The organism is Candidatus Methylomirabilota bacterium, assembly GCA_028870115.1.
Taxonomy (GTDB): Bacteria; Methylomirabilota; Methylomirabilia; order Methylomirabilales; family Methylomirabilaceae; genus Methylomirabilis.
Genome location: JAGWQH010000104.1, coordinates 1 through 22,686, shown reverse-complemented (window position 1 = coordinate 22,686; position 22,686 = coordinate 1). Strand labels below are relative to the sequence as shown.

The following is a 22,686-nucleotide window of genomic DNA, read 5'->3' as shown; positions in this document are numbered from 1 at the left end:
CCCCTTTATGGCCTGGCAGCGACGAGCGTCTTGACGTTTATGCTCTCCTGGTTCGCCCCCTGACTCGTAGGAAGGGTGAAGGCTACCGTGACGGTCACCTGCTTGGTGTTCGGGACAACAGGACCGTCCACAACTCTGACCTGCCGGTTGAAATTAGGAAAGCTGGTGACGGGGCTTTCATCCGGAAAGCCCGGCGGGGGGTTGCCTGGAGCAAAGGGGTCAGCACCTACCTTGTACTGGACTCGTTTCACCTGTTCCAGCCGGTCCTGGGCGAGCATGGTTGCCGTCGACAGATAATAGCCTCGCGTGACGGCGGCCTGACCGAAGGAGAGGCCGCCTGCGCTCCCCCCGCTTTGAAGTATAGTCGTTGCCGCCACTCCTAAGACTGCGACGGTGAGGATCGCGAGGGCAATCAGGACCTCGACAAGGGTAAAGCCGCGCTGCGCCCGCATCTCGCTTCTCCTCACTGGGCTTGCTGGATTTGAACGCGGCCCGCAGAGCTGACGACGACATTCAGGGATGACGTACCCTGCGCGTTCTGCACGGTGATGGTCCCCCCACGGGCGGTCCCGAGGGGGTTAAAGATAATCGGGTTGGCGGGCGCGCCGGTGAGCTGAGATTGATTGACCAGTCGTCTGAAACCCTGCGCATCGGTTCCTGGACCGATCCAGACGTTGCCGGTTGAGTTATCCACAAACTGCAATCGGTTCGCGTTCACATCGATATTTACCTGGTAATTGGTGTTGCGGGCAATGGCCAGCTCCCGGGCCTGCTGGAGCACCGTCGTCAGCTCTTGGGATGCTCCCCGCGTCTTCATCGCGCTGAGAAAGGTGACAAACTGGGGGATAGCCGCCACGCTGGCGATCCCGATGATTGCCACAATCGCAATCACCTCTACGAGGGTAAATCCCCGTTGACCGTTCACTCGATTTCGCCCGAAGATCATCTGAACACCATTCGCCCCAGAAACAACTTACTACCGTGAGACCGCCTTACGCAGTGTGGGCATCTGTGGAAGACCCGGGCAATGGGGAGAGGCTGCGCGCCTCTCCCCGGCCGCGCCCTTGCGGCTGCTTACGGCAGCGTGATGGTCTGCCCATCGCCGGCCGCTACGATGGTGAAGATTCCAGTCCCAGTCCTCGTATATGTGTAGGTCCAGACTGGGTTACCGCCCGTTGGCGGTGTTGGAGCCGCTCGGAGGAACGGCCCCGCAGCAATATTATTGCCATCCGTGACCGCCTGAGTGAGGGGTATGACCCCGGTCCCAGTGATTGCGTTGGCACAGGTAGCGGCCGCTCCCCCTCCCGGGTAGCCTGTGCCAGGTACATCGCCGCAGTGGGCCCCGAAGGCAGACACCGCCTCCGCGATAACTGCGGCATCGGCTTGGGCTCTGCCGACCCGCGCCTTCATCTGCATGCTGGCATATAGCGGGATGGCGATCGCCGCCAGGATGCCAATGATCGCCACAACGACCATCAACTCAATCAACGTGAATCCACCTTTCCGTCCGATCAGCTTCTTTCTTAGCCGTTCCATCTCTCTTCTCCTTTACCGTTTAATGTTAGCCGATACAAAGACAGCCATTTAGCTGTTTACATTGCAGTTGCCGTGCCATATGTGATTCGTTTCCATTAACTGATCATAAATGCAAGCATACCAAGTTCGAATAGGATATATAACAACATATAGAAGTCATTTGGGTGTGAAGCAGCCAATTGAACGTGACAGAAAGCGTCAGTTAACTGACGATTTTGGAGGGATCAGTGAGTCTTGGAGATGCCGTACTTCTTGACCTTGTACCGAAAGGCGCGAAAGGTGAGATTGAGCAGTTCAGCGGCCTTACTCTGGACCCATCCTGAGCGCTCGAGCGCTTGCAGCATCAGATCTTTCTCGATCTGGGAGACGGTGTTGTCCAGGTCGATCCCCTCCGGCGGAAGGGTGAAGGTCCACAGACGCTGCCGCCCTGCGCTCTCGTCCTCCGTACTCATCTGCACAGAAATACTGGTTGGAGTCAACTGATCGGTCGTCTCGAGAGCGACGGCCCGTTCGATGACATTCTCCAGCTCCCGCACATTGCCCGGCCACCGATACCGCACAAGGATCTCCATAGCCTCCGGAGCGATTGAAGCCGGGCCCCTCCGCTGGCGAAGTACACACTGAGCCAGCAACCTGTTGGCCAGCAAAGGGATATCCTCCGTTCGCTCACGAAGCGGCGGCAGATGAATCGGGATCACATTCAACCGATAGAATAGATCTTCGCGAAACGCGCCGCCGGCCATCGCCTTCACCAGGTCCTTGTTCGTGGCCGCGATGAGGCGGACATCCACCTCCAGGTCCTCCGTCCCACCCACCCGCCGGAAAGTCCGCCCCTGCAGGAACCGGAGGAGCTTGACCTGAAGGGCCGGGCTCATCTCGCCGATCTCATCCAAGAGTACGGTACCGCGGTTGGCGACTTCGAAGAGCCCGGCCTTGTGGGAGACCGCCCCGGTAAATGAACCCTTTACGTGGCCAAACAGCTCGCTCTCCAGGAGTTGCTCAGGTATGGCCCCGCAGTTGATGGCGAGAAACAGACGGTCGGCTCGAGGGCTTGCACAGTGGATGGTCCTGGCCACCAGCTCCTTGCCTGTCCCGCTTTCCCCGGTGATGAGGACCGTACTGTCCAGTTCGACAATCCGAGTGATCAGTTTATACAGCTCAACCATCTTCGGGCTGCGGCCGATGAGCCCCGCGGGCTGCGCCTCCTCCATCGCTGCCGACCGGGAGGTCTGATCAGTCGGTCGCCTGGCCTTGGCTAATGCCTTTTCCACAACCAGTCGGATCTCGTCGATCCGGAACGGCTTGGTGATATAGTCATCAGCGCCTAATCGCATGGCCTGAATCGTCGAATCCATGGAGGCGTATGCCGTGACCATGATGACCGGTAGATGCGGATCTGCTTTCCGTATACCGGTCAGAAGGCCGATCCCATCCATCCGTGGCATTCGAACATCAGAGATCACCAGATCCGGTGACTGATGCGCAACGAGATCAAGCGCCTGCTCACCGTCAGAGGCAGTAATCACCCGATATCCCTGATGCTCCAAAAGGACGGTGAGAAGCTCGCGCATCCCCTGCTCATCATCGACGACCAATATCATTTCCAAAACGTGACTCCTCTCACAACCTTCCCGGTTTCTACCCCTGAAAGTCCTCAGCCTTCAGGCTATTCATCCTGGGCCTGTTTAAGTAAGACCCGGAAGGTAGACCCGCCGCCTTCCCGGCTGATCACTTCGATCCGACCGCCGAGATTATCAATGATCTTCTGTGTGATGGTTAGCCCCAAGCCTGTGCCGCCCGGCCTCGTGGTATAGAATGGATCAAAGATCCGTTCGACCTCTTCCGGCGGGATTCCCCGTCCCGTATCAGTCAACTCGATCGCTACCCAGCCGCCGCCGTTCTTAGCTCCGTGATGGCGGACGGCAAAGCTGAGCTGCCCGCCCATTTGCATGGCCTGAATCGCGTTAAGCCCAAGGTTCCAAAGCGCCTGCTTCAACTGATCAGGATCACCGGTAGCCATAATCTCGTCAGCCTCCCGCTGAATGGAAAAGGTCACCGGGTGGGCGCTGTCGCAACTCTTTTCCAGAAGCGAGACTGCTTCTGCGACCAGCGCTCCAAGATCGCATCGTTTCTGCAAAGCCAGGGTCGGCTTGGCGAAATCCAGGAACTGTCCTGTCACCAACTTCAGTCGCTCGGCCTCCCGAAGCACAATGTCGAGCAGTTGCGGTCTGGTCGTTCCCCCTTCTTTTATCAGTTCAATACAACCGCTGATGGCGGCCAATGGGTTCCTTACTTCATGCGCCAGTCCGGCCGCCAGTTGTCCCGCCGTCGCGAGCCGGTCGGCTTGACGGAGCCTGGCCTCCGTCTTTTTCCGCTCCGTCAGGTCCTGAAAGATGCCCACGAGGCCTACGAGTCTGCCCTCAGACGACCTCAGCGGTGTGAGGTTGATTCCGATCGGGATAGACTGACCGGCGTGATTTCGGATCGCAAGCTCCTGGGAGCATCCGCTAAAGGTGGCCGTGGGAGCGGAGAAGAACGTCTCAAGCTCCTGGATCTCTCCAAAAGGGGTCTCTCGCCAGCTCTTATCTCGTATCTGTTCCACCGTGACGCCGATGATCTTCTGCGCGCCCTGGTTAAACGACACAATCTTCCCCTCAAGGTCCAGCGTCACGACCCCGCTTGGGATGTTCTCGACGATGTCCTGATGAAGAGTCCGAAGATTGCGGAGGTCGGTCCGTTGCGCTTCCAGTTCACGACCCGTCTCTTTGAGCCGCTCGGCAAGCCGGCTGCCCAAAAGGGCCACGAGGAAAAAGGTGGCGCCGTTGACGAAGAGCTGGAGGAGTGCGTATGCGGGATCATACGTGGCACCTCCCGTGGCGAGAAACTGCACCCGCTGCGTGAGCCCATAGAGCTGCATGTCAATCAATGCTCCATAGAGCATGGTGCTCCCGCCGGCGAGCAACAGGCTTGATCGTCTGGACAGGAGGATGGCGGCAGCCAGGACGGGCAAGATGTAGACAAATGCAAAGAGACTCCCGATCCCACCGGTGTAGTACACCAGGGCGGTGACCAGGACTGCGTCGATCCAGATCTGCAGACCACAGAGTCGCCTCAGCCGCGCGGTGCGGTTCAGCGCGAGGAGATAGAAGACGGTGAGAAGGCAGGCACAGGCGATTAAGCCGAAGAGAGGGGTCAGCGCGAAGGGGGGGTGCTCTCGGATGGCGAGGACGCCCGCTGAGCCCAAAAACAGGAATGCCACGAGGAGCCGGAGGCCGATCAGCCATTTGACCTGTCGGCCCAGCGCAACATCTTCAGTCGGAAGCTCGTATGTGTCCGCCATAGGTTAAAAAATCCCTTCGGTCATTGCGAGGCAAAGCCGAAGCAATCTCACAGTCTTTCAGAACAACGACGATGAAATTGCCGCGCTCCTGTTGGTCGCTCGCAATGACATATCCCAATGTCTATTTCTGGGTCCCTGTTAACGCCCTACCACTGTTACCAACCTGAAGATGGGCAGATACATCGCCACGATCATGCCGCCTATGACCACTCCGAGAAATACCATCAGTATCGGCTCAATCAGGGCGGTCAGATTTGCGACCGCTTGATCGACCTCGGAATCGTAGAAATCGGCGATCTTTTCCAACATCGAGTCAAGCGCCCCGGACTGTTCTCCAACGCTGATCATCTGTACGACCATCGGCGGGAACACCCCGGATGACTGGAGCGGCGCGGCGATGGTCTTACCTTCGGTGATGCTGCTGCGGGTTTTCACGATCGCCTCTTCTACCACCTTGTTCCCGGCAGTTGTCGCGGTGATACTCAGTCCGTCAAGGATAGGGACACCGCTGGCAATCAATGTCCCCAGGGTCCGCGTGAACCTAGCCACTGCTACCTTCCGGAACAGCACTCCGAATATCGGCATCCGCAGAAACAATCCATCGATGGCCCTCCTGCCCTTCTCTGTTTTATAACTGAACCGGATGCCGACGATCCCTGCGACGACGAGGCCGAGGCCGGCCAGGAGATATCTCCGAACGAAGCGGCTCGCCGTCATGACCATCAGAGTCGGCAGGGGAAGCGGAACCCCCGCCCCCTCGAAAAATCCTTCAAAGACCGGGATCACGAAGGTCAGCAAGAAGATGACGACGACGATCGCAACGACGACGATGGTACTGGGGTAAATCATGGCGCCTTTGACCTTCCGTCGGAGGGTCATCGCTTTCTCGATGTACACCGCAAGCCGGTTCAGGATAGTGTCGAGAAGCCCCCCGGCCTCGCCCGCCTCCACCATGTTGGCGTACAGCGGCGTAAAAACGGTCGGATGGCGCTTGAGAGCCGCCGCAAAGGTCGAGCCCCCCTCCACCTCCCCCCTGATCTCGGTAAGGACGTTCTTGAACCGTTTATTCGGCTGTTGGGATGCCAAGACCTCCAGGCATTGCACCAGGGGGAGTCCAGCGTCGATCATGGTGGCAAGTTGGCGGGTGCACACAGCGAGATCCTTCTCCTTCACCTTCTTGCCGAATCCGGGAATCTTCAGCTCGATCGACTTCGGCTTCGGCTTGACGGAGATCGGAAAGATCCGTTGTTGGCGGAGTTGCGCGACCACAGCCTCCATGGTATTGGCCTCAATCTGCCCGGCAACCACCCGGCCCGCCTGGCTTCGTCCGCGATAGGCAAAGATCGGCATCTTTTCCCTCTACCCTGAACCCTACACCCTATTTTTCTGCTGCGCGCGCTGGATCATCTGGATCAGTTCATCGGGCAGTGTACTCCTGAGCATCGCCTCTTCCAGTGTGATGTTCCGCCTCACGTAATGCCCAAGGAGCGACTGATTCATCGTCTGCATCCCGAATTTCTCCTGGCCGGTTTGCATCGTGGAATAGATCTGGTGAATTTTGTCTTCCCGAATCAGATTGCGGATGGCAGGGTTCGGAACCATGATCTCCAGCGCAAGCACACGCCCCTGGCCATTGCTCCTGGGAATAAGAGCCTGGCAGAGCACTCCTTCCAGAACGAAGGATAGTTGGGCGCGAATTTGCGACTGTTGATTCGAGGGAAAGACGTCGATAACCCGGTTGATGGTTTCCACGGCCGAGTTGGTATGCAGCGTCGCAAACGTCAGGTGCCCGGTCTCCGCGATGGTGAGGGCGGCGGCAATCGTCTCCTGGTCCCGCATCTCACCGATGAGGACCTTGTCGGGATCCTGCCTCAGGATCCTTCTCAGCGCTTCCGCGAACGATCGGGTGTCGGAGTGAACCTCGCGCTGGTTGACGATGCAGCTCTTATGCGGGTGCAGGAATTCGATGGGGTCTTCGATGGTGACGATGTGCTCATGGTGCTCGGAGTTGATCTTGTCAATCATCGTAGCCAGCGTGGTCGATTTCCCGGAACCGGTCGGTCCGGTGACAAGAATGAGCCCCTTCGGCTTCTCACAGAGATCAGCCACGATCTTCGGGAGGCCCAACTCTTCGAATGGGTGAATGGTGTATGGGATAGCCCGAATCGCCATCCCCACGGCTCCTCGCTGAATATAGACATTCGCCCGGAACCTGCTCAAGTCCTTGACTCCGAAGGAGAGGTCGAGTTCTTTCTCTTCTTCAAACTGCTGTTTCTGGGCGTCGGTCAGGACGCTATAGGCCAGGCTTTTCGTTTCTGTCGGGACCAGCGGCAGATCCCCCAAGGGACAGATGCGGCCGTGCAGGCGCAGCATCGGCGGGACGCCGACGGTCAGGTGCAGATCGGAGGCGCCGCGCTCAACCACCTCCTTCAACATCTCATGCAGGTCCATGCCTATCTCCCATCGAGATGTGGATAAGCAAGATCAGTGCCACGTTAACAGCCAAAAAGCTTGGACGCTAAAACGCTGGAAGGTTGGAGAGCCTCTCAGCCTGTCCTAAAAGAGACTGGTGACCCGAACAACCTCTTCGACGGTAGTGACGCCTTCCCGGATCTTCTGCAGGCCGCTTTCCCCGAGGCTCCTCATCCCGTACTGACGTTGAAGCGCGCGAAGCTCACTGACGGAAGCGCCATTCAGGATCGCCTCCCGCATCTGTTCGTTGAGCAGTACCACCTCGTAAAGGCCGACCCGGCCCCGATAGCCGGTGTCGCGACAGGCAATGCACCCCTTACCCTGATAGCAGGTCACGCTCTTCGCCTCCTGCGAACTGAAACCGATGCTCTCCAGCGTGGAGATAGGAATCGATATCTCTGTCCGGCACTCCGCGCAGAGCCGCCGGACCAGACGCTGGGCGAGCAACAGATTGAGCGAGGCGCTTACCAGATACGCCGGCACACCCATACTGATCAGTCGCCCTACCGTACTGATTGCGTCGTTGGTATGGACCGTGCTCAGGACCAGGTGGCCGGTCAGGGCGGCCTTGATCGCAATCTCGGCCGTCTCGAAATCGCGGATCTCTCCCACCATGATGATGTCCGGGTCTTGTCGGAGGAACGACCTGAGTAAGGCGGCAAAGGTCAGGCCGATATCCGACTTGACCTGAGTCTGATTGATTCCGGTCAGGTTGTACTCGATCGGGTCTTCCGCAGTCATGATGTTGGTGCCGATACGGTTCAGCCGGTTGAGCGCCGAATACAATGTAGTCGTTTTCCCGCTTCCGGTCGGACCGGTTGCCAGGATCATGCCGTACGGGGCGAGGATAGCCTTCTCGAACATGGCGAGCGCCTCAGGCTCAAATCCGAGCTTGCTCATGTCCAGTTCGAGGTTCGCGCGGTCCAGGAGTCGCATAACCACCTTCTCGCCGAACAGCGTCGGGACCGTAGAGACCCGAAGGTCCAGCTCCCGTTCTCGCATCTTGACCTTGATCCGCCCGTCCTGAGGCATACGCCGTTCGGCGATGTCCAATCGCGCCATGATCTTAATGCGAGAGGTGACTGCGGCGTGCAGCGTAAAGGGCGGAGACATCACCTCGTAGAGGACGCCATCGAGCCTGAAACGAATACGGAATGCCTTCTCGTAGGGCTCCATGTGGATGTCAGAGGCACCCTTGTTGATCGCGTCGGTCAGAATGAGGTTGACCAGCTTCACCACCGGGGCCTCTTCGGTGGCCCGATACAGCTCGGCCAGATCAATTCCCCTCTGATCCGGCTCAGCGACTCCCAGCTCTTTTTGCTCAAAATCCCTGACCAGGCTTCTGGCGAAACCGGCCGTTTCGTAGTACCTGTTGAGAGCGTTCTGGATGGATGCGTCCGGAGCGACCATCGGTTGTATGTTGTGACCGGTAATGAATCTGATTTCATCGATGGCAAAGATATCGGACGGGTCCGCCATGGCAACCATAAGGAAGCCTCCGGACCGGCCCACGGGGATGAGCAGATGCTTTCGAGCTACTTCGGCAGGAACAAGCTTGAGGAGAGCGGGATCGATCGTAGCTTTACTGAGATCAACGGGCGGCACGCCATATTGGCGCCCCAGAAAGGATGCGATCGCCTCCTCGCTGGCATACCCGAGTTTGACGAGAACCGATCCGATCCGTCCACCGGCGGTTTTCTGCAGCGCAAGGGCGTCATCCAACTGCTCGGGCGTAATCAGGTTAGCTCTTACCAGCATCTCGCCCAATCGCCCGGATGACATACACCTATCCTTTTCTTGTCTTACCTACAACTAGTGCCTCCCAGCTATCCTTGCCAGTCATGATACAGCGTTAGCATACCATACCTCTGAAAAGTTACGCAAGCGCAGCCACGAGGGCGTGCCGCATCGCTTCCTCTGAGGGCTTTTGCCCGGTCCACAGTTCGAAGGCCAGGGCGCCCTGATACAGCAACATACCCAGCCCGCCTAAGACCTGACACCCCCGTCTCTTCGCCTCTCGCAGTAATGCGGTCTCCCGTGGTCGGTAGATCAGATCGTAGACCAATGCGCCTGGCTGAAGGAGGCTCGGGTCGATCGGTGGAGGATCTGAGGGGATAAGTCCGACTGATGTGGTATTCACCACCAGGGCACAGTTTCTCACCCTGGCCGGCGTCCGAGGATCATCAAGCCCCAGTCCGATGACCGGGGTTCCGATTGCCTGGTGTACGAACTCAGCCAGCGACTGCGCGCGCTCGACGGTCCGGTTGACGACGACTAATTCGGCGCCGGCTTCGGCAAGGCTCCAGGCTACAGCCCGCGCCGCCCCGCCTGCCCCAAGGATAACAGCAGGCTTCCCACGCGGCAGAAAACCCGCCTCCTCATGGAGTGATCGGAGAAACCCCGGTCCGTCGGTATTGGCTCCGAGCAGACGTCCGTCTCTCGCTACGACCGAATTGACCGCGCCCACTGCGGCGGCCTCTGGTGTCAGGGTGTCGACCAGCGCGAACGCCTGCTCCTTGTGGGGAATCGTGACATTCGCGCCCCCGAAGTTGTCCATCGCGCGGAGCGACTCGAACGCGATCGGCAAACCGACGGATTTTACCCGCCACGGAATATAGAGACCATCGATCCCGGCCGCCTGGAGCGCGGCATTCTGCATGACCGGCGACAGGCTATGCGCCACAGGATCACCGAAGAGGACAAACACCTTCGCCGCAGCCGTAAATTGCAGGTTAATTGAATCCCTCCGCAAGTACACGCTCCAGTTCGACCCCGATCTTGGCCCTCCGCCCCTCATCGGTCAGCTTGCTCCCGTCCTTATTGGTCACATAGAAGACATCGACGACCTGCTCGGCCTCGGTCGTGATCTTGGCGGAGCGTATATCAACCCCAAGCTGCGACAGGGTGCTGGTGATGAGGTACAGAAGACCCAACCGGTCCCGTGTCCGAATATCCAGGACGGTGTATGCATGGGAGACCAGATTGTCAAATTCCACCTTGATCGGGAATTCCATGCCCTTCTGGATCGGCCGAACCAAGACCTCTTTCCTGCGGCTCTTGATCAGATCATGGACGGCGACCCTGCCCCCGAGAACCTCTCGCAGATCCGCAATCACTCGGTCCCAGACGGCAGGGTCTTCAATGGCCACACCGCTACCGTTATCGACCCTGAAGTGCCGGATGACCATTCCGCTTGACAGCGTGAAAATCTGAGCGCTCAGGATGTTCATCCCGTTTGCGGTGAGCGTCCCCACAACCTGCGCAAATCGCCCGTGACGGCCATACGCGCACACGGTAAACTCGGAGTAGCCGGCCAACGGGAATGCCGCCCATTGGCTGGACGCCTCCTCACCCCGTTGTACGCGCGCAATTACACGCATGTGTGACGCAACCTTGTGGGGCGGGGTCATCAGCAGGTACCGTATTGGGGCCTCCTGCAGGTGCCGTTTCACCGCCTCCACGCCGAACTCCGGTGATAGTTCCTGGGTAAGCTGCGATTTGACCCGCTCGGCGCGGGCAAGGTCGTCCTCGCCCTCCGGGATACCCCGGATGAGGACGGTATGGGTCTTGATATACAGCTCCCACAGCAATGTGCCTTTCCACTCGGTCCAGACGCCGGGCCCGACCGCCTTGATGTCGGCGAAGGTGAGCAGGTACAGCATTTTCAATCGATCGAGCGTCTGCACCTTCTTGGCAAAGTCTATTACGATGGCCTCATCGTCGAGGTCCAGGCGCTGGGCGATATGCGACATCTCCAGATGACGCGCCACTAAGAAGCCGACAGCATCGGCATCGGGCCCCGGGATGCTCATTCGGTGAAGGATCGCTTCAACCAGGGAGGCGCTCTTGGGCGCGTGGTCGGCCCCTTCCCCCTTGCCGATATCGTGGAGCAGCAGCGCCAATCGAAGGATTTCGAGCCGCTTGGCATCCGATGCGAGCGAGCGAAACTCTTCACCGTAAAATCGTGACACCTCATCCAGATGTTCGAGCGTCTCGATAGCCAGAAAGGTGTGTTCGTCTACGGTGTACCGATGGTAGAAATCGAACTGGACCAGGCGGGTGAGCTTCGCGAACTCCGGGATGTAGGCTCCCAGCACGCCAAGTTCATGCATGCTCCTAAGCGTGGCGGCTACCCCCTTCGGTTCTCGCAGGATGGCCAGGAAAAAGCCAAGGGCCCGGCTCGAACGCCTCACCCCCTCATTGATGAGATGCGTCTCGGCTCTGATCTGATCCTGAATCTCCTGACTCAACGTGTATCCCATCTGCTGCGCGTACCAGAACACCTTCAGCAACCGGACGGGGTCATCCTGAAACAGGCCCCGATTCTTCGGCGACACGTAGATGCAGCGATCGATCTCCGTCAGCTCATCGCCGATATCGCGCGCCTTCAGCCTCCGCATCACCCTCTCCACCTGCGACCTCCCTTGCGTACAGCGCGAGATCAACTGCGCCGACAACTGCGAGATATCCTTTGCAGCCAGATAATAGCGCTGCATGAACTGTTCTACGCCGTAAGAGCGAGCCGTGTCCAGAAACCCAAGGTTGGCTGCCACCTGTTCTTGTATAGAGAGCGAGAGTACATCGTTCTTGCCCCGGTACAGGTAATGGAGTTCATTACGCAGGCGGAGCATGAAATCCAGGGCATGGTCCCACCGTTCGCGCTCCTCCTGACCGAGGAGCCTTCTCTGCACCAGTTCGGACGGCGTACCCACCCGCTGGGTGATCCGGGCGATGCAAAGGGCGGCGTGAAGGTCCCTCAGGCCGCCGGGACCTTCCTTGATGTGCGGCTCCTGCACATAGATAGACGCGCCGTAACGGTAGTGGCGTTCATGCAATTCCTGAAGCTTTCGCTTGACGAGGGTATCGGCTTGCTTGTACAAGACCGACCGTCCCAACTTGGCACTGAACGCCTGATAGAGCGCCGGGTCGCCGGCGAGGTATCGGGCTTCCATCATTGAGGTGCAGGAAGTCAGGTCCATCCGGGCCATTCGTACGCAGTCATCGATGGAGCGGCAGCAATGTCCCACAACAAACCCGACGTCCCAGAGGGTGCTCAACACCGGATGGAGGATCGTGTCCAGGTAGGTATCGGCCCTGCGGGGGTAGACAAACATGAGATCCACATCGGAGGCCGGATTCATCTCCTGCCGGCCATAGCCGCCCAGCGCAACCAGCGCACACCCGTCGCTGCGCCGCTTCAGATCCGGATCACAGGCCGTCTCCGCCAGTTGAAAAAGTGTGGTCACCACCGCGTCCGTGAGTGTGGCGATCGATCGAACCACCGCCTGCCCGGTTCCCCCACTCCGATGGATGTGAAGAATCCGGGTCTGCTCATCGGAGATGAACCCTCTGAGGGCGGGAATCAGACTATTGGCCGCATGACCCCCTTGCAGTATGGATTGCAGGGCACCGGCCAGGGCTGAGCACTCGACGGAAGCCGGGGGCACGTCGCCGGCGGGGCTCGCGGCATTCGCCCCTCGGTTTCGCAGTATTGCGAAGCGGCCCTTCGCGATGGCTTGGAATCGTTTCATCCTTCACCCCGTTGGTTGCACTTAGTATAGGCGGGCCGGCTGGACAGGGTCAAGGCCAATTGGAGTTGACACAGATGTCTCATGGGCGTATTTTTCCTACCCGTATATGTCTATATATCGCACAGATGATAAGTCACGATGTTGTAAGGGGGGCAGGTGAGACGCCTGCCCATCATCAAAGGCAACAGTCGACGAGGCAGTGGCATCGGACGCTCAAAAGGGAACAACCATGCTGGGACTTCAGCTTGCGATTCCCTTCCATCTCACCCGAGGGCCGCGACCACGCGAACGGCTCCGGTTGTGATGCTGACCCTGTTCCTCGCCGGAGGGTGCGTGGAGGGGCTGGAAAATAAGTTTGTCTTCTTCCCTGACAAGCGGATTGAAGCGACGCCGAGCGACCGGGGCCTGGCCTATGAGGAGGTCTACTTTAAGACAACGGATGGGTTGCGCCTCAACGGCTGGTGGATTCCCGGGACCGGGTCGCCTCTCACGATCCTCTGGTTCCACGGTAACGCCGGCAATATCAGCCACCGGCTGGATAACATCAAGCTTCGCCATGACCTGCTGGGAGCCAATATATTCATCTTCGACTACCGCGAATATGGCCGGAGCGAAGGCCGGGCGTCAGAGGAGGGAACCTATCGAGATGGTGATTCGGCGATTCGGTATCTGCGTGGCCGAGGGGACATAGACTCGACCAAAATCGTCTTCCTTGGCGAATCGCTCGGGAGCGCCGTGGCGGTAGAGATGGCGACTAGACATGGCTGCGCCGCCCTGATCCTGGAATCGCCCTTCCTGTCCATCCCGGAGATGGCGAAGGTGAGCTTCCCGCTCCTCCCGATCGGTTCGTTCCTTCAGACCAAGTACGACACCCTCTCGAAGATCGGGCAGATCAGGGCCCCTCTTCTGATCGTCCATGGTGAGAACGACGAAATCGTTCCGTTCCGGCATGGTCGACGCCTCTTTGAGGCCGCGAGAGAGCCGAAGGCGTTCTACGGCATCAAGGGCGCCCACCATAACGACCTCTACCTGGTCGGCAGTCAGGCCTATCTGGCTACGCTCAACCGTTTCCTCAGCGGGGTGATCGGAGACACACCCTCATAGTCGTTTACCATCCATTCCCGGACTCGACCGTGGCACCAGTGGGAAGCGTATTGTGAAACTGCTCCCGCGACCTTTGCCCTCCGAGGTTGCCCAGATCCTGCCGTTGTGTAGCTCAATGAGCTGCTTCGTGAGCACAAGTCCGAGGCCGGTCCCATGGTACTGCTTGGCAAGGGCGGGGTCCAGTTGGGTAAAGGGTTGAAAGAGCTTGATCAGATTCTCTGCCGTCATCCCAATCCCGGTATCGGTCACGGCGATTTCTAAGAAATCACCTGTGGGTTGAGGATCCCCGTCTTGTTTTTCTGCCTCCTGCCTCCTGCTTCCTGCTTCTTGATGTCCGGCGTCTGACGCCATCCGTGCAGTAACCGTAACTTGGCCGCCTTCAGGGGTGAACTTGATGGCGTTGGAGAGGAGGTTGTACATAATCTGTTTGAATCGGACGGGGTCGGCAGTGAAGGGAGTCGTAGCGGTTTCAGCGTGCAGCGTGAGGCTCAGGCGCTTGTGGTCGGCCATCGGTCGGACACCGGCAAGGGCGGCCATGAGTGCTTCATCGAGGACGAAGGGCTCCGGGTACAGCTCAAGCTTACCTGCCTCGACTTTAGCGAGGTCAAGGAGGTCGTTGGTGATGGCTAGCAGGTGCTTGCCGCCTGTCTGGATGTGGGTAAGGTGCCGGGCTTGCTGCTCATTGAGCGGCCCGATGGTCGGGTTTCGCAGGAGCTCCGAGAAGCCGAGGATCGCGTTCAGGGGGGTCCGCAGTTCGTGTGACATGTGGGTCAGGAACTCGGACTTATGGCGGGACGCCGCTTCGAGCTGAGCATTGGCCACACGTAGCTCTCTCGTCCGCTCCTCGACGGTGGCTTCGAGCTCGCCGGCGTGGCGTCGCTGCGCCTCCTCGCTCTGTTGCAGGGCGGCCATATCCTGTCTGATCGCGCGGACGAACACCGCCCCAAGCCAGACCGCGAACGCGATCACCGCCGCCATGAAGCCGATCGTCATCATCTGTCCACCTCGCAACGCGGCAATGCGCGCCTCTAACCCTCCTTCCAGGTCGACCATCGCTCTATCGAGTAGCGCGAATTGACCGTCGATCGCCTGGGTGAATAGCGCTAAGTAATCGGTCGGCGAATAGCTTGGCGCCTCGACTTCTACCACCTGGGTTCTGGCGAGATCTATCGCCATCCGCGCGAGCAACATGCTTCCCTGTGCGATATGGCCCAGATCGGATTTCATTTGTGGGTTTAGCGCCACCGCCTTGCCTAACTCGCGCTTCATGTACTCGTGTTGCCTCTCGACATTGCTGATCAGACTGATCAACGCGGTACGGTCCGCAAGTGTAATGCGCTTTTGCGCCAACAGGAGCATGCCGCGCGCCCGCGCCTGGCCGAGGAACTCGGTGAGGGTCGGCATATGCACCAACAGCGCCATGGTCAGATGGTAGTCACGGCCGGTTGGGTCGTACGATAGGCCGAAGTAATCCAACATGAGATCGAGCAGCTTCAGATCTTCGTCGACGAGCGCCGTGTGTTTGGTAAAACTCTCCTCACCGGAGATCGAGCGCGAGGACACGCCGCTCGCAAGCCCCCTCCAGGAGTCGGCCACCCGGCGCCAGTCGGCGACCAACGCGGGATCATGGATGTCGGACTGTACAATCGCACCAAATGCCTCGACCGCCTTGTCAGTTTCAGCTTGCTTGGCGACGCGCTGCACCTCCATCGTCATGTTCCCGCCCAGAACGCCGGCTGAGAGTCCACGATGCTGTTGCTGCAACTGCACCATCCTCAGTAGCGCCTTCGACGGCGCAATTCCAGCGTACTTCAGGCGCGCGGATTGGAGCGCTCTGCTGCTTTGCACCATATAGATGGTAAGCGGCGCCGCCACCAGGGCAAGGCACACCAGTCCAAATCCGAGCAGTAACCTGGCTCGTATTGTCATGCGGTTATTGCGCCACTACGGCCACATCCCATAGTGCCAATTCTACGTCGTTGGAGTTGTCTTTGATCGGCAGGAGTTCCACCAGTACGTTTCTGGATTCCCGCTCCCCGCTTAAAACATGCGGGGCCACGCTTCGCGGGAATGTCATCCATTGTTGCGACCCACGACCTACGTATAGCGGAAGTTAAGAATACGCCTGTGCTATGTAATTGTCACCCGCAAATAGAGGTCCCCGCGCATCCCATTCTCACCCTCAAGCCCTTTGCCTTTCAACCGCAGCCTGGTCCCGGATCGGATGCCGGGAGGGATTGCCACCATCAGCTCCTCGATCTGGTCGCCCCGCATGAAGCTGACGCGCTTGCGCGTGCCGGACGCGGCCTCCTGAGCGGTAACGGTCAGATGATACCGGAGATTCGGACTAGCCTCAGCAGAATCCGACGCTCCGAATATTCTCCGTTTCACCAGGTCACAGCCGGCCTTGAGCCCTCGGCCGATCGCTGACCAGAGGCCCTGTGAGCGGCCCTCTTCCAATGCCTCTTGGCCCAGGGTCCCTTCAACCGTTGACCTGTCTCCTCGGCGATCGACCGCCATGCGAGAGGCGCGTCGTCTGAGCACCCCGATCGGCGCACCCATAAAGACACCGCCGAAGACGAATCCGCGGCTACCGAAGAAGACCTGGCGCACGAAAGCGTCATCGAAGCGGATACCGGCCCTGGCGAATTCACGGTTCATCTCCTGAAAGATCGATGACATGGCAGGATTAGAAAAGAGATCCCGGAAAATCTCTTCCTGGGAGTACCGGAATCCGCCCGCGGCGCCGCCCGCCCCGGCTTGGGTCCCGCGGAAGGCATCGTACTGGCTCCGCTTGCTCTGATCCATCAGAACGGCATACGCCTCGCTGATCGCTTTGAACCGCTCCCCCGCCCTGGGATCTCCCGGATTCTTGTCGGGGTGATGCTGGAGCGCGAGTCGCCGGTAGGCCTTTTTCAGTTCTTCTTCCGAAACGTCTGATGATACGCCAAGGATCGCGTAATAATCCTTACTATTGTCACGCACTCGAGGCACGGCTGTTACTCCGGCGGCTTCGCGCTGTTGTATCAGAAGTAGTAAGCAAGATAATCCTTGATGGCGTCGTGCGCACTGCGGAACGCCAGGTCCTCCCACGGAATCCTGGTTGGGGAGAAGACCTTCGCATCGAGCGCTTCGTCCTTTGCGGCGAGCTCGCCACCGACGACACGCGCCGCGTAGGCGACGATCACGACCCCGGAGTCTTCATAGGAGTAGACATTCAGAAGCCGGTCGATCTCGACATCGAGGTTGACCTCTTCTTTCGTTTCGCGAATGGCCGCCGCCTCGACCCGCTCGCCCTTATCGACGAAGCCGCCGGGAAAGACCCATTTGCCGTACGCCGGGGAGATCGCTCGTCGGACCAGTACGATCCCACCGTCAAGCGTAAACAGGGTGCCTGCCGCCACCTTTGGGTCGGGATACTGGATGAATGAGCAGCTCTGACAGGCCGGCAGCTCTGGCCCGTCTGGCTTCAGCTGCCTGGGTTTGAGCGCCATCCCGCATCGCGGGCAATATCGGAACGAGTCGTCCGTGCGGTGCATATGGCCATGCGCGCGCTTGCCCTCGCCCGATACGTCGAGTTCCGATTGAACTGTCCCCACCTGATCATCGCCATCGGATTCGGTAACCCGTTCGAGGATCACCTCGCCGATCTTTGGATGGACACCCAGCGGCTGTGTGATCCGGCAGGTCACGCCCGGGTGTCGACCGGCCGCCTGCCTGACCAGGTCGGGAATGCCGACGGCGACGTGATGCCCCGCACTCAGAAAGTACGGATGGATAATCACCTCCTCCGCCCCATCAGCAACGCAGGCATCAAACCCCTGTTGGATGGTCGGCTCGCCAAGCTCCATGTGGGCGTAGTGGACGATACTCAGGCCGAACCGTTCCCCCATCAGGGTGGCGACCTGACGGAGCAGATCGTTTGATCCTTCGCGGCGGCTGCCATGATCAACGATTAAAAGGGCTTGCTTCATGTGGTTATTATACTCCCCAGAGCAGTGGGTGACAATCCTGTCCGCTGAGGATTGCTCCAGTGCCACAGTTTGACACGCCTCCGGTGTTTGCGTAGAATAGCCCCAACATGAAGATTCTTCGTCTGGAAGTCCCGCACTGGCAACAATTTAACGGCTTGGTCCACGGCTTTCTTGGCCGCGTCGGCGGCCGGGACCGGCCATCCAATGCCGCCTTTCGCCTTTCATGCGATGATGGAGACGATCCTCAAGCCGTTAGACAGAACTGGTGCGAGCTGAAGATAGCGCTTGGCCTGCGCGATATCGACATTATCACGGCCAAGCAGGTCCACGGCAATGTGATCCTGCCGGTCTCCAGCGAGACCGGCAAGCTGGCCGGGATCGGGGATGGGCTGATGACCGATGCGCCCAATCTCTGCGTAGGGGTGATGGCGGCCGATTGCGTCCCCCTCCTGTTCGTGGAGCCTGTTCGAAAGATTGCCGCTGCGATCCACGCCGGCTGGCGGGGAACGGCCGAAGGCATCGCCCCACGGGCGGTCGCGTTGATGAAAGAGGCCTACCGGATCGACCTCGCCGCGCTTCACGTGGCGATGGGACCGTCCATCGGCCCCTGCTGCTACGAGGTGGGACCTGAGGTCGAGGCGCAGATCGGTGCGAATTGGCGCAAGGAACTCACAAATGCCTGGAAGCCGGACGGCGCGAAAGGTCGCCTTGACCTGAGAGCGCTCAACGAGGCCCAGCTTCTCGGCGCAGGCATTCCTCAGATGCAGATCAACAAGATCGGTCCCTGCACGGCCTGCTACAGTAGGGATTTCTACTCATACCGGAAAGAGGGAAAGAGCGGCCACCAGTTGAGCTTCATCGGCTGGCGAGGGGAGAGCTGATTGTCGCCTCGATCTTGGCCCGTGGCAGCAGATCTATTACGCGAAGTTTGACGAGCAGGCCAAAAAGCGGGCGATTATCAAGGTCATGGGCGAATAGGGAAACCGAAGGTCAGCCCCATCGTGAACAGCCAGTCAGGTGCGCCAGCGCTAAAGCCATGCCTGATCCCCGCATCGAGGAAGGGGCTTGAGGGTGATGGCTGCCAGATGAAACCGACGAGACCAGAGTTATCTGCGGGCCGCCCTCTGGCGCTCTCCCCGTTGACCTCTCCTACGAGCCTGAAGCGTGGGAAAACTGGAAGCTCCACGATCAGTCCCCAGATGACGAATGGATTCGCCTCCGCCCGATCCACGCCTCCTCCAAGGTTTACGTGATAGGTGAAGGGGATAAACCTTCCACTCAGGATCCCGATCCCTTCGAAGCCAAGCCGCCGCTCGCCCTGAACTGTGGAAGGCAAAAGAGGTCCGATCTCGACCGCAACGCCGCTCCCTTCCTGATCCTGGAGGATGCCCTCCTTCAAGACCGCCTTCAGGAAAACCCCGGGATCGACGAGCTGAGCGCCTCGATCCGGAGGCTTTGCGGCCTCGAACTCCCCAACGACCTCCAGGTTTCTGACGATGCCATAGTTCAAGATGACCTTAGGGACGATGAAGGTGCGTTTCCCTCCCGACCGCTCCAGGTTAAAATATCCAAGCTCGATCTCCAACTCTTTAGGGTCGGCGACAGCAGCATCGGTTGAGACGAAGGGCCGGTAGCCCCAGGCCGTGGAAGCAGGCAAGAGCATGGCGAATGCCAATAGCCAGCTTCGGCTCAGGACGGAGGCGGGTGTCATCTTCGCCGTGACGCGCTTCCGTGAGTGTGATGTCGTATGTCATCCCTCATGGCGCTACTCCGGATTTCGGTTCAGCATCCGGACGCTCAGTGAGAATGCGTTCGATTCGGCCAGACCTCATAACAACAATCCGGGTGGCAAGTTCTGCGCTCTCCTGCCGGTCATGAGTGACGAAAAGGAGCGTGAACCCCAAGGTCTCCTGCAAACGCAGAATCTCTTTTCGGAGCCTGCGGTTTAGCTCTTCATCCAGATTGGAGAGCGGCTCGTCCATCAGGAGTGCCTGAGGCCGCAGAATGAGCGCGCGAGCCAGGGCGACCCGCTGCTGTTGGCCGCCAGACAGCTCTGCCGGCTTCGCATTCACGTACGCTTCCATCTCAACGAGCCGTAACAATTCTTGAACACGATGTTTCCGGTCTTGGGAGGGAATTCCTTTGGCCCGAAGGCCAAACTCCAGGTTACCGCTAACCGAAAGATGCGGCCAAAGGGCAAGGTCCTGAAATACCATCCCGAAATTTCTCGCTTCAGGACCTTTTACCGTTTTCCCTTCAGCCGCAACAAGGTCGCCTTCAATGCTGATGCTTCCTGAATCCGGAGCTATGAACCCGGCAAGAAGCCTCAATACCGTAGTCTTTCCGCAGCCGGAAGGACCGAGGATGACGAGACGTTCTCCTTTTTCGATCTCCAGCGAGAAATCGTGCAGTACCGACCGCCCGTTATATGATTTAGTTACCGATGTAATTTTGAGGAATGTCACGATTAAAGCATCCTCGTTTTAAAGGCCGCGGTCAAAATTCCAACCGGGACAAGCGCGGCACAGATCATGATCACGCAGAGTGCCGATGTAAGGCCGGCAGGAGCATTTGCCATAAGTGTAAAGGTGCGGACCGGCAGCGTGTCAAATCCTGGAGGATAGACAATCATGCTGATTCCCGTATCGCGCACGCAGAAGATGAACCCGACAAGCCAGGCAGCCATGAGACCGCGCTTCGCAAGGGGCGCTACGATCAGCGCCATTCTGCGAAACCACCCCGCGCCCGCAACCTGGGCAGCCTCCTCCATTGATGGCGGAATCTGCGTCAGCATAGAGACCGTTATACGGCTGCTGATTGCAGCATACTGGGCGATGTAGCCGATGATAATGATAACCGGCGTTGCATAAATGAAGTTCGTCCATGGCCGGTTCCAGAGGCTGATCAGGCCGATCCCGATGACCGTGCTCGGAAGAGCAAAAAGAAAAATAGTGAGTGAATCAGTGGTCTGCCAGAAGGGAAGCGCGTGTGTGTGGACCAGGTAGCCTGAAAAAAAGCCGATTACTGTCAGCACCGAAGCGCCGATCGCTGCATATATAAGGCTCCTGATAAGGCTGTCACCGGCCTTCGCGATTGCAAGAGAATAGGCATTTACCGACAACGACTGTACGATCAATACAAGAGAGGGCAGGATGACGATAACAAAGCAGAGCAGGGCCGATAATGTGAACAACCACTTTCTGTGTCTCCCGAGTTGGATCCTTTCAGTAAAGGGTGTTCCGTGAGCCGGGCGAACCTGATATGTCTTTTCTCGAAGGAAATGCGATTCGAGGGCAAGGACAAAGAACGTGACAATTGCGAGCGGGATCGCAGCTACCGTGGCAGCACTGAAATTCAGGAAGGCCGAAAACTGGGTAAAGCTTTCGACAGGAAATACATCATAACGCAGAAAGGACGGAACGCTGAACTCTCCTAAACTGAGAAGGAACACGAGCATCACCGCCAGCAGAACTCCGGGAAGGATCAGGGGGATCGTAATGCTTCTTAGAACACCCGGCCAGTCCGATACCAGCCTTCCGGCCTCTTCAAGGCGGGGATTGATGGTTGTCAAGTAAGTAACGGTCAGAAGAATCACGATAGGCAGAAATGTCGAAAAGAGGATCAGGACGCAACCCGGCAACCCGAACAGCCACTTCGAAGTAAGCTCAGCAAGAGATGGGCCGAGCAATCTGCCTACAACGCCCCCTCTGCCCAGTATATAGAACCACGAGATGGCCGTGATGTAAGGGGGTATCAGCAAGGGGATCGCAAAGAGTACAATCAGGAGTTTCCCGAAAGGCAGATCTGTTTTGCCGAGGAGTATACCTAAGGGCAGCCCGATGATCGTCGCAAAAAAAGTCGTCAGCAGTGACAAGGCAACACTGTGACTTATGAGGGTCTGCGCTCGTCCGAGCGTGAGGAGTGCCTTATAATTTTCAAGGCTGAAGCGGCCGTCGAGGATGATGCTTTTAACTCCCATGGCAAGGACGGGAAGCAGGCCTGCCACGACCAACACCGCAAACACTGAGGACAAGACAATGCGTTTGGCCATCAATACCCTACCCAAGTTTTAAGAACGGGCTGGATGTCCTGCATCTTCTTTGCAACCTCGGCATAATCGACCTTCATCGTCTTGATGGTCTCAATGCGCCTTACGACGGGAGGAGTTTCAACGTCCGGACGCAAGGGGATCTGCGCGCATTCCGCGAACGCCAATTTCCGTTCCGTTTCTTTTGAGAGCAGATAGTCTATCAGCTTTTTGGCATTGTCAGGGTGTGGCGCGCCTTTGATGAATACCACCGCGTTCGGAACGATAAGACTGCCAATGTCTGCCGTATCCTGATCCGGGAAAACGACGTCTACAGGCTTGCCCTGTTTCATGCGGCTCGCGCCGTCGTCGCTGTCTACAAGAGCGAAATCAAACTCGCCGCTTGCCACAAGGTCGGCACTCTCACCATTGCTCGTCGAAATCCTGATTTGATTACCCTTCATTGCATCCAGGAACGTCTTTGTTGTGTCATCTCCCCACACAATGAAAAGGGCCGCGATTTCTGCAGTCGTGGTCCCGAACAACGGATTGGCGATAACTGCCCGTCCTTTCCACCGCGGCTCGGTATACGACAGGATCGATCGCGGTTTTTCAGTGAGACTTTTCTTGACCAGCAGTATCCTCGCCCGTGCAGAGAAGCCTGTCCATTGACCTTCCGAATTTTTAAAATTGTCCGGGATT

General features: G+C 58.4%; 18 protein-coding genes and 2 pseudogenes. 3 read left to right on the top strand and 17 right to left on the bottom strand.

From position 1 onward, the window contains the following. Positions 1-5 precede the first annotated feature (5 nt). The 10 genes and pseudogenes from KGL31_12815 to glnD all read right to left on the bottom strand — a co-directional run bounded on the left by KGL31_12815 (position 6) and on the right by glnD (position 12,879). Positions 6-452, bottom strand: a complete 447-nt coding sequence (locus tag KGL31_12815) for a prepilin-type N-terminal cleavage/methylation domain-containing protein (protein MDE2322769.1) — start codon at positions 450-452, stop codon at positions 6-8. Between the two features lie 11 nt (positions 453-463). Next, on the bottom strand, positions 464-946 hold the full coding sequence (locus KGL31_12810; protein MDE2322768.1) for a GspH/FimT family pseudopilin: 483 nt from the start codon (positions 944-946) through the stop codon (positions 464-466). A gap of 476 nt (positions 947-1,422) precedes the next feature. Further along, positions 1,423-1,512: pseudogene (locus KGL31_12805) on the bottom strand (prepilin-type N-terminal cleavage/methylation domain-containing protein). Between the two features lie 248 nt (positions 1,513-1,760). Next, a complete protein-coding gene (locus tag KGL31_12800; GenBank protein ID MDE2322767.1) occupies positions 1,761-3,143 on the bottom strand; it encodes a sigma-54-dependent Fis family transcriptional regulator in 1,383 nt (460 codons plus the stop codon). Between the two features lie 59 nt (positions 3,144-3,202). Next, on the bottom strand, positions 3,203-4,876 hold the full coding sequence (locus KGL31_12795; GenBank protein ID MDE2322766.1) for a PAS domain S-box protein: 1,674 nt from the start codon (positions 4,874-4,876) through the stop codon (positions 3,203-3,205). 138 nt (positions 4,877-5,014) lie between these two features. Further along, complete coding sequence (locus KGL31_12790) at positions 5,015-6,226, bottom strand: type II secretion system F family protein (GenBank protein ID MDE2322765.1); 1,212 nt, start codon at positions 6,224-6,226, stop codon at positions 5,015-5,017. Positions 6,227-6,247: 21 nt separating this feature from the next. Beyond that, entirely contained in the window at positions 6,248-7,327 is a 1,080-nt protein-coding gene (locus KGL31_12785) for a type IV pilus twitching motility protein PilT (protein ID MDE2322764.1), read from the bottom strand. 105 nt (positions 7,328-7,432) lie between these two features. Continuing rightward, the gene (pilB, locus tag KGL31_12780) at positions 7,433-9,130 is read right to left on the bottom strand and encodes a type IV-A pilus assembly ATPase PilB (protein MDE2322763.1); all 1,698 of its coding nucleotides are present in this window, start codon (positions 9,128-9,130) and stop codon (positions 7,433-7,435) included. A 94-nt stretch (positions 9,131-9,224) separates the two neighbouring features. Next, positions 9,225-10,145 carry a shikimate dehydrogenase gene (gene aroE, locus KGL31_12775; GenBank protein ID MDE2322762.1) on the bottom strand — a complete coding sequence of 307 codons (921 nt, stop codon included), beginning with the start codon at positions 10,143-10,145 and terminating at the stop codon, positions 9,225-9,227. After that, positions 10,081-12,879 (bottom strand): [protein-PII] uridylyltransferase, encoded by a 2,799-nt coding sequence (gene glnD / locus KGL31_12770; protein MDE2322761.1) that lies wholly within the window; start codon positions 12,877-12,879, stop codon positions 10,081-10,083. Before glnD ends, aroE begins: the two co-directional genes overlap by 65 nt. Before the next feature lie 156 nt (positions 12,880-13,035). On the opposite strand from glnD, the gene KGL31_12765 reads away from it, so the two are divergent. Beyond that, the gene (locus tag KGL31_12765) at positions 13,036-13,983 is read left to right on the top strand and encodes an alpha/beta hydrolase (protein MDE2322760.1); all 948 of its coding nucleotides are present in this window, start codon (positions 13,036-13,038) and stop codon (positions 13,981-13,983) included. Here the strand turns inward: KGL31_12765 and KGL31_12760 are convergent. From KGL31_12760 to KGL31_12750, 3 genes are all read right to left on the bottom strand, one after another. Then, positions 13,978-15,912, bottom strand: a complete 1,935-nt coding sequence (locus KGL31_12760; GenBank protein MDE2322759.1) for a nitrate- and nitrite sensing domain-containing protein — start codon at positions 15,910-15,912, stop codon at positions 13,978-13,980. The genes KGL31_12765 and KGL31_12760 overlap by 6 nt on opposite strands. A gap of 201 nt (positions 15,913-16,113) precedes the next feature. Beyond that, a complete protein-coding gene (locus tag KGL31_12755; protein MDE2322758.1) occupies positions 16,114-16,977 on the bottom strand; it encodes a J domain-containing protein in 864 nt (287 codons plus the stop codon). Between the two features lie 32 nt (positions 16,978-17,009). Further along, complete coding sequence (locus KGL31_12750) at positions 17,010-17,957, bottom strand: NUDIX domain-containing protein (protein ID MDE2322757.1); 948 nt, start codon at positions 17,955-17,957, stop codon at positions 17,010-17,012. Positions 17,958-18,064: 107 nt separating this feature from the next. Between KGL31_12750 and pgeF the strand changes: the two genes are divergently transcribed. Together pgeF and KGL31_12740 are read left to right on the top strand one after the other, a co-directional pair. After that, a complete protein-coding gene (gene pgeF / locus KGL31_12745) occupies positions 18,065-18,838 on the top strand; it encodes a peptidoglycan editing factor PgeF (protein ID MDE2322756.1) in 774 nt (257 codons plus the stop codon). Between the two features lie 7 nt (positions 18,839-18,845). Then, a pseudogene (locus KGL31_12740) lies at positions 18,846-18,935 on the top strand (YjbQ family protein). Here KGL31_12740 and KGL31_12735 read toward each other — a convergent pair. From KGL31_12735 to KGL31_12720, 4 genes are all read right to left on the bottom strand, one after another. Further along, positions 18,922-19,668 (bottom strand): hypothetical protein, encoded by a 747-nt coding sequence (locus tag KGL31_12735; protein MDE2322755.1) that lies wholly within the window; start codon positions 19,666-19,668, stop codon positions 18,922-18,924. The pseudogene KGL31_12740 and the gene KGL31_12735 sit on opposite strands and share 14 nt — an antisense overlap. A gap of 46 nt (positions 19,669-19,714) precedes the next feature. Then, positions 19,715-20,422, bottom strand: coding sequence for an ABC transporter ATP-binding protein (locus KGL31_12730; protein ID MDE2322754.1), 708 nt, complete (start codon positions 20,420-20,422; stop codon positions 19,715-19,717). Between the two features lie 2 nt (positions 20,423-20,424). Continuing rightward, complete coding sequence (locus KGL31_12725; GenBank protein MDE2322753.1) at positions 20,425-22,008, bottom strand: iron ABC transporter permease; 1,584 nt, start codon at positions 22,006-22,008, stop codon at positions 20,425-20,427. Next, positions 22,008-22,686: extracellular solute-binding protein (locus KGL31_12720; GenBank protein ID MDE2322752.1), on the bottom strand; the 679-nt coding region annotated here is incomplete at its 5' end. The genes KGL31_12725 and KGL31_12720, both read right to left, overlap by 1 nt.

Coding starts and splice junctions, on each gene's coding strand:
- pilB (MDE2322763.1), bottom strand. CDS start 9,130: ATGTCATCCGGGCGATTGGGCGAGATGCTGGTAAGAGCTAACCTGATT.
- aroE (MDE2322762.1), bottom strand. CDS start 10,145: ATGAGGGGCGGAGGGCCAAGATCGGGGTCGAACTGGAGCGTGTACTTG.
- KGL31_12790 (MDE2322765.1), bottom strand. CDS start 6,226: ATGCCGATCTTTGCCTATCGCGGACGAAGCCAGGCGGGCCGGGTGGTT.
- KGL31_12760 (MDE2322759.1), bottom strand. CDS start 15,912: ATGACAATACGAGCCAGGTTACTGCTCGGATTTGGACTGGTGTGCCTT.
- glnD (MDE2322761.1), bottom strand. CDS start 12,879: ATGAAACGATTCCAAGCCATCGCGAAGGGCCGCTTCGCAATACTGCGA.
- KGL31_12815 (MDE2322769.1), bottom strand. CDS start 452: ATGCGGGCGCAGCGCGGCTTTACCCTTGTCGAGGTCCTGATTGCCCTC.
- KGL31_12785 (MDE2322764.1), bottom strand. CDS start 7,327: ATGGACCTGCATGAGATGTTGAAGGAGGTGGTTGAGCGCGGCGCCTCC.
- KGL31_12795 (MDE2322766.1), bottom strand. CDS start 4,876: ATGGCGGACACATACGAGCTTCCGACTGAAGATGTTGCGCTGGGCCGA.
- KGL31_12750 (MDE2322757.1), bottom strand. CDS start 17,957: ATGAAGCAAGCCCTTTTAATCGTTGATCATGGCAGCCGCCGCGAAGGA.
- pgeF (MDE2322756.1), top strand. CDS start 18,065: ATGAAGATTCTTCGTCTGGAAGTCCCGCACTGGCAACAATTTAACGGC.
- KGL31_12810 (MDE2322768.1), bottom strand. CDS start 946: ATGATCTTCGGGCGAAATCGAGTGAACGGTCAACGGGGATTTACCCTC.
- KGL31_12725 (MDE2322753.1), bottom strand. CDS start 22,008: ATGGCCAAACGCATTGTCTTGTCCTCAGTGTTTGCGGTGTTGGTCGTG.
- KGL31_12735 (MDE2322755.1), bottom strand. CDS start 19,668: ATGACACCCGCCTCCGTCCTGAGCCGAAGCTGGCTATTGGCATTCGCC.